Annotated in this window: 5 protein-coding genes; all 5 read left to right on the forward strand. The window is 71.4% G+C overall.

Annotated features, from left to right (window positions below):
• The first annotated feature begins 187 nt into the window (after positions 1–187).
• Positions 188–1,675 carry a protein kinase domain-containing protein gene (locus tag ACNFOC_RS48235; RefSeq protein WP_416965352.1) on the forward strand — a complete coding sequence of 496 codons (1,488 nt, stop codon included), beginning with the start codon at positions 188–190 and terminating at the stop codon, positions 1,673–1,675.
• 140 nt (positions 1,676–1,815) lie between these two features.
• The gene (locus tag ACNFOC_RS48240) at positions 1,816–2,643 is read left to right on the forward strand and encodes a glycoside hydrolase domain-containing protein (RefSeq protein WP_416965348.1); all 828 of its coding nucleotides are present in this window, start codon (positions 1,816–1,818) and stop codon (positions 2,641–2,643) included.
• Between the two features lie 179 nt (positions 2,644–2,822).
• Positions 2,823–3,470: a SurA N-terminal domain-containing protein gene (locus ACNFOC_RS48245; RefSeq protein WP_416965349.1), complete on the forward strand. Its 648-nt coding sequence runs from the start codon at positions 2,823–2,825 to the stop codon at positions 3,468–3,470.
• Between the two features lie 158 nt (positions 3,471–3,628).
• Positions 3,629–4,636 (forward strand): nucleoside triphosphate pyrophosphohydrolase, encoded by a 1,008-nt coding sequence (locus ACNFOC_RS48250; protein WP_416965350.1) that lies wholly within the window; start codon positions 3,629–3,631, stop codon positions 4,634–4,636.
• Between the two features lie 316 nt (positions 4,637–4,952).
• On the forward strand, positions 4,953–7,037 hold a 2,085-nt coding region (locus ACNFOC_RS48255), incomplete at its 3' end, for an SEL1-like repeat protein (RefSeq protein ID WP_416965351.1).

Genomic DNA, 7,037 nt, shown 5'->3' on the forward strand with positions numbered 1-7,037 from the left:
CGGATCACGACGTCAACTTCTGGGGCGTGACCTTCGCGTCGGACGACCGCACGTTCTACGCGACGCTGGCGACGAAGGGCAGCACCTTACGGGCCGAGCTGGACGAGTTGAGTGACTACCTGCGCAAGCACGACGAGGGCGGAAGGTGACCGTGGCGGCAGGACGGGTCGTCGCGGACCGCTATGAACTGTCCACGCTCATCGGGCAGGGCGGCATGGGCCAGGTCTGGACGGCGTACGACCGGCGGCTGGACCGGCGCGTGGCGGTGAAGCTGCTGCGCCCCGACAAGGTGGCCGGCCAGGAGGCCGACGAGCTGCGCCGCCGCTTCGTGCGCGAGTGCCGGGTGACCGCGCAGGTCGACCACCCCGGCCTGGTCACGGTGCACGACGCGGGCAGCGAGGGCGAGGAGCTGTTCCTCGTCATGCAGTACATCGACGGCGCCGACCTCTCCGACCACCTCGCCGAGCACGACCCGTACCCGTGGCAGTGGGCGGTCGCCGTCGCGGCCCAACTGTGCGCCGTACTCAGCGCCGTGCACGCCGTGCCGATCGTCCACCGCGACCTCAAGCCGCGCAACGTGATGGTGAAGCAGGACGGCACGGTCACCGTCCTCGACCTCGGCGTCGCCTCCGTCATGGACGCCGACACCACCCGCCTCACCCACACCGGCACACCCATCGGCTCGCCCGCCTACATGGCGCCCGAGCAGGCGATGGGCGGCGCGGTCGGCCCGTACACCGACCTGTACGCGCTCGGTGTGGTCCTGCACGAACTCCTCAGCGGGGACGTGCCGTTCGCGGGTTCCACGGCGCTCGGCGTGCTGCACCGGCACCTGTACGAGCCGCCGGTGCCCGTCCGCCGTATCCGCTCCGAGGTCCCCGAGTCGCTCGAAGCGCTCGTCCTGCACCTGCTCGCCAAGGACCCGCAGCACCGCCCCGGCTCCGCGCAGGAGGTCTACGAGCGTCTCGCGCTGCTGCTGCCCGCGCGCGGGATGCCCACCGGGGCGCCGCTCGACCCCACGCGCCCGTTCCTGCGCCCGCACGCCCCCTGGCCGGACCGCGCCCGGACCCCGGCGCCGCAGCCCGCCCCGCTCGCGCCGCCCGCCGCCGGGAAACCCGATGTCGCCGCCGCCGTCGACGAGGTCAAGCGGCTGCTCGGCGAGGGCCGTATCACGCAGGCCGTCGACATCCTCGGCGCGATCCTGCCCACCGCCGCCGAGCAGCACGGCGTGCACTCCCCGGTCGTCCGCACCCTGCGCAAGCAGTACGCGGCGACGCTCATGGACGACGGCCAGTACCGGCGCGCGCTGCCCGAACTGCGCCGCCTCGCCGACGAACGCGCCGCCGAGGCCGGCCCGTCAGACCCGCAGTCCCTGCGCTACCGCTACGACGCCGCCCAGTGTCTGGAGTCGCTCGGCGACCCGGCCGCGGCCCTCGCGGAGTACCGCGCGCTGCTGCCGTACTACGAGAACCAGTACATGGCCGGCGACCCCGAACTCGCCCACGAGGTCCGCCGCCGCATGGGCCACCTGCTGCTCGCGCTCGGCGACCGCGGCGCGGCCCATGAGACCCTCGCCCGCCTCCTGGTCGACGTCGAACGCCGCCACGGCCCCGGCCACCCGCTCGCGGCGGACATCCGGCGGACGTTGCAGTGGCTGGGGCAGGTGCGCGGCTAGTTTTTGCCGTTCCCTGGGAGAACGTTGTGACCTTCAGGGGGCGATGTTTCCCGAACGCATGAACGCCGCCGGATAGGTTGCGGTTCGCTTTTGCCAGATACGTACGAACAAACACGCACAAACCAGGGGTGGGTTCTTTCATGTCCGAGCATCGGCAGTCGAAGAAGCGCAGATACATCACGTGGGCGGTCGCCGGTGCCGCCGTCGTCGCCGGCGGCGGTATCGCCGCGACGGACTCGATGGCCGCCACCACCTGGCCCGCCCAGAAGACCTACACCGGCCGCGCCTTCGACACCTGCGCCGCACCCTCCCTCGCCGCGATGAAGGCCTGGCACACCGACGGCGCCTACGGTGCCGCCGCCGTCTACATCGGGGGCAAGAACCGCGGTTGCAGCCAGCCCAACCTCACCGCCTCCTGGGTCAAGTCCCTCAGCACGGTCGGCTGGAAGTTCATCCCGCTCTACGTCGGCTCGCAGCCGTCCTGCGGTTCCGGCGGCTCGGTGAAGATCAGCGCCTCCACGGCCGCCGCCGTCGGCAAGTCCGAGGCGGACGACGCGGTGGCCAAGGCCTCGGCGCTCGGCATCAAGGCCGGCAGCCCGATCTACCTGGACATGGAGTCGTACGACATCACGAACACGTCCTGCAACAACGCCGTGTTGACGTATGTCCGCGCCTTCGACAAGGAACTGCACGCCAAGATCTACCGCACCGGCCTCTACGGCTTCTCCAGCTCCAGCGCCAAGGCGATCGCGACCGCGACCGACAAGACGGACCTGCCGGGCAACCTCTGGTACGCGCTGTGGGACAAGGTCTACACGACGACTTCCGACTGGCCGTGGGGCTCCACCCAGTTCACCAACCACAGCCGCGCCCACCAGTACATGGTCAACAGCAAGGAGACCCGCGGCGGTTACACGATCACCGTGGACCGCGACACGTGGGACGCGCCGGTCGCCATCACCGGCTGAGCGCGGGGGAGCCCGAAGAAGCCGACCACGGGGAGCCCGCAGAGGCCACGCGTGCGTGCCGGTGCCCGAAGTCCTGGTGAATCGTTGGTCGAATGGGTTGGCCCCAGGCGACCCACTGCCTACCATCGATCACCGCAAGACTTTGTGCACCGTCGCACAATCTCCAACGGGAGGCTCCCTTGCACCGCCGCCGTCGCACCGCGCTCGTCCTCACCGCCGTGATCGCCGCCGCGGCCCCCGCCCTGACCGCCTGCGGAAACGAGGCGCATCCGGGCGCCGCGGCCGTCGTGGGCGGCCAGCGCATCACCGTCGCGCAGTTGCAGAGCCGGGTCAACGAGGTGCGTACGGCCCAGCGGTCGGCCGTACAGGACGAGGCACAGTACGAGCGGGCCATCGCCACCACCGGCGGCCTCACCCGCGAGACGCTCTACGGCATGGTCTTCGACCAGGTCGTCCACCGCGCCGCGCAGGACGCCGGAGTCACCGTCACCCGCAAGGACATCCAGGACATGCGGGCCGGCCTCGCCCAGCAGGCGGGCGGCTCCAAGGCCCTGGAGGCGACCTGGCTCGCCCAGTACGGCGTCCCCCCGCAACGCCTCGACGAGAACCTCCGCCTCCAGGTGGAGGGCCGCAAACTCGCCGCGAAACTCGGCACCGACACCTCCCAGCCCGCCTTCTGGAAGGCCCTCTCCAACGCCTCCAAGGAACTCCACGTCGACCTCAACCCGCGCTACGGCACGTGGGACGTGACCAAGAGCAGCCGGGTGGACGCGAAGACACCCTGGGTGCGGGAGGTCACCGCGGCGCCGAGCCAGGAGCCCGCGTGACCGGCGGGGCGGCGTAACGGTACGGCGCGCTTCCGCGGGTCGGCGGAGGTAGGCCGGCCTGTGGAAAACAAGGTTCACGCAGGCCTGTGGACAACAGGGGCGCACGTCGGCCTGTGGACAACTCCGGGGCTGTCGGCGGCGTGGGTTACGTTCGGAGGGTGAACGCAACCAGCCTCGGTCCCGAGGGCGCCTCCGCCCCCACCCCCGGCCGCATCGTCCTGCTGACCACCAGCCACCGTGTCGCCCCCGGCCTGCTGTCCTGGCCGGCCTGGCAGGCGCTGCGCGACGCCGACCGGGTGCTGTGCGCGGACGGCGCGCATCCGCAGCTGCCGTATCTCCGCGAAGCCGGGATACGGGTGGACGAGGCATCCCCGACCGCCGAGGAACTGGTCGCGGCCTGCGCGGGCGGCTCCACGGTCGTGGTCGTCGCCACCGGAGAGGGCGAGCCCACCCTCACCGACGGCCTGGCCCGCCTCGCCGGCTCGGGCCGCGTCCAGATGCCCGACCTGGAACTGCTCCCCGCCTCCTACGACCTGCCGGGCGCCCGCCTCCTGGACCTCGTCCAGGTCATGGACCGCATCCGCGCCGAGTGCCCGTGGTCCTCGCAGCAGACCCACAAGGGCCTGGCGAAGTACGGCATCGAGGAGGCGTACGAACTCGTCGAGGCGATCGAGGAGGGCGACCGCGACGAACTGCGCGAGGAGTTGGGCGACGTCCTCCTCCAGGTCGTCTTCCACGCCCGCATCGCCGAGGAGGACCCCGACACCCCCTTCTCCATCGACGACGTGGCCGCCGGCATCATCACCAAACTGATCCACCGCCACCCGCACGTCTTCGGCGACGAGACGGCGTCAACTCCCGAAGAGGTCAAGGCACATTGGCTCCGCACCAAGGCCGAGGAGAAGCGCCGCACCTCCATCACCGAGGGCATCCCCATGGGCCAGCCCGGCCTCGCCCTCGCGTCGAAGCTGGCATCACGCGTGCGTACGGCGGGACTTGACGTGCCGTTGCCGACGGGCGACGACGGCATCGGGTACGAGTTGCTGGCGCTGGCCGCACGGGCGGAGGCGGACGGGGTGGATCCGGAGGCGGCGCTGCGGGCGGCGGGGCGGGCCTATCGGGATGCGATCAGGGAGGCGGAGGGCGTAACGGGCGCCGAAGGCTGAGCCAACGGGCTGGTGAATCAGTACCTTTGACGGCGGGCGGCTGAGGGTCGCACGGGGGACGGGGGCGAGCGTGACAGAGGAACAGGAGCGGCTGGCGATTGCGGGCGCCCGCGTGGTCATTGCGGGGGCGGACTCGACCGACTTGTGGGCGCCGATCCGCGACAGCTTCGAAGCGTGGTTCAAGCGCCATCCGTCGGCCGAGACGAATCGCTACTTAATCCGGCTCCAAGGGCTCGACCGACGACCACGGGGACGGGGCTTTCTGACCGCCGGCGAGCTTGAGCGGCAATGGCGTCTTTTCCTGCTCGACGTGCTCATGAACGCGCCCACCCCAGCGGCGGCCGCCACCGAACTCGCCTCTCTCATCAACGAGTTCGACCCCACCCGCGTTGCGCACGCGCCCGCGCAACCACCCTCGTCCGGCGACCACCTCGACTTCCGCGGCAGCACCTTCAAAGGCACGGTCGCCGCAGTCCAGCACAACCACTACGGCACCACCCCCACCCTCACCCCGACCGCCTGGCGCCCCGTCGGGCACGTAGGCCCCGTGGAGTTCGGCGTACGTCCGACACGCCACGTGCCCGGTCTGCCCGACGTCCCGCCGTACGTGCGGCGGGACTGTGACGACGACCTCCGTACCCGTCTCGCCCACAACGGCCTGGTGCTGATCCTCGGGGAGTCGTACGCGGGCAAGTCGTACACGGCGTGGCATGGGGTGCGGTCGCTGAAGGGGCACGTGCTCCACGCCCCCGACTCGGGCGACGACCTGCGTGGCGTGCTGCGTGCGCTGGACGGGAATCCCGGTGACTACGTCGTCTGGCTGGACGAGTTGACCGACCATCTGGGAAGCGGCGGTCTCGATCTGAAGCTCCTGGGACGGTTCACCTCCCTCGGAGCCGTCATGCTCGGCACGATCAGCCCCGACGAGTACTACCGGCGCCGCTCCGGGACGGCCCCGGGCGAGCGGGTCATCGCCGCGGCCCGCACGGTGGAGCTGGCGCGCGAGTGGAGCGACGCCGAACTGGAGCGGCTGGCGGGGCTCGACGACCCGCGCGCGTACCCGGCGTACATGTGGAGCGGCCGGGAGGGCGCGGCCTCGTACTTCGCGATCGGGCATCTGCTGTTCGACGAGTGGCGGCGCGTGGGGACCCAGGTCAAGCACCCGCGTGGGCGGTTGCTGGTGCGAGCCGCGGTCGACCTCGCCCGGTGCGGCGTCAGGGGAGCGGTGCCGCTGGAGTTGTTGAGGACGGTCCAGGAACAGTACGGAACAGAGGAACGCGAGTCGTTCGAGGACGCTCTCGACTGGGCGACGACACCCCTCTTCGGTGTATCGGGGCTCCTGGTCCAGGGGGACGAGCCGGGGACCTGGCGGGCGTACGGGGCTCTCGTCGCGGAAGCGCTGAGATCGGGCGGCAATCTGGAACCGGTACCGGACGGCGTGTGGTGGGCGCTGCTGGACCAGCCCGCGGCACGCCTCTCCATCGACCGCGATGCCGTCCTCGACGCGGCCCGTACCGCGTTGCATCCCCGGCTCAAGGGAGAGGACACGGCCCTGATGATCGCCTTCGCGGGCCGGGTCGGACCCAATGAGCGCTGGGACCTGCTGCGCCGGGCGGCGGACGCGGGCGACCGGCAGGGGGCCGAGGCGCTGGCCACGTTCCTGCTGACGCGCGGCGATATCAAGGGGGCCATCCCATATCTGGAGCGGGCGGCCGAGGCCGGCAGTTCCCGGGCCGCGACCACCCTGGGCGCCCTCCTCCGCGGCCAGGCCGAGACCTGGCTGCGCAAAGCCGCCGAAGACGGCGACCCCGTGGCCGCCCACGCACTCGGCGACGTGCTGGTCGGCGTCGGCCGCGAGGACGAGGCGCTCCGCTGGTACCGCAAGGCCGCGTCCGCGGGCCGTCACGAGGTCGCCGTAGGTCTCGGTGCTCTTCTCAGCAGATGGCGGGACCCCGAGGCGAAGGTCTGGCTGAGTTACGCCGCCGCATGGGGCGACCCGCGCGCCGCAGGCGAACTCGGCGTCCATCTCTCCTGGGAGCCGGAGGCCGACGAGGCGGAGGTGGTCCCTCTCTACCAGCGGGCCGCGCACGCCGGAGACGCGAACGCGGCGCACAACCTCGGCCTGTGGATGGTCAGGCAGGGCCGGTTCGACGAGGCGATGGAGCTGTACCACCAGGCCGTCGAAGGGGGCGTCACCGACGCGGAGCGGTCCATCGCCCAGTTGCTGGAGGCACAGGGCAAGCCCGCCGAAGCCCAGGACTGGTACCGCAGGGCCGCCACCGCCTGGCGCGTGAACCGGCTGTTGCACAAAGCCGGCATCGAGTACGAGCTGGCCGCAGAGGGAGAGGACCTCGGTCGACTCGTCGCCGTCACCGATGATGCCCGCTCCGAGCTCGTGCAC

Source organism: Streptomyces colwelliae (assembly GCF_048158785.1).
Lineage (GTDB): Bacteria > Actinomycetota > Actinomycetes > Streptomycetales > Streptomycetaceae > Streptomyces.